The sequence below is a fragment of the Bradyrhizobium sp. Crot121 genome, assembly GCF_059512385.1.
The window spans coordinates 1-295 of the sequence record NZ_JCAMOR010000543.1 but is presented as its reverse complement, the minus strand read 5'-3'; the positions used below and the strand labels follow the sequence as shown (position 1 = coordinate 295).

The 295-nt window shown below is 57.6% G+C and carries 1 protein-coding gene; it reads right to left on the bottom strand.

Translation table 11 applies throughout. The features are described 5' to 3' along the window. On the bottom strand, positions 1 to 139 hold a 139-nt coding region (locus AC5ZGW_RS47850; protein ID WP_496114365.1), incomplete at its 3' end, for a cold-shock protein. Between the last annotated feature and the right edge of the window lie 156 nt (positions 140 to 295).

The window sequence follows — 295 nt, the reverse complement described above, 5'->3', positions numbered from 1 at the left end:
TGGTCCCCTCATTGAGACCGCTCAGCCCCGCTTTTTCAACGGCCGAGATGTGGACGAAGACATCCTTGCCGCCCTTGTCAGGTTGAATAAATCCATAACCTTTGGTTGCATTGAACCACTTCACAATACCCGTTGCCACGCCGGCACTCCATTTTTGAACCAATGGCGGTAATTTAGTGCGGCCCGACGGTTCAGGGCAAGAAAAAGCCGCCTGCACCCTGCCCCCTGACAGCTCGGTCCATGCCCGGGGCGAGCTGGTTTTCTCCGGCTCTGGGCCCCGTAGTCTCTTCGTCCG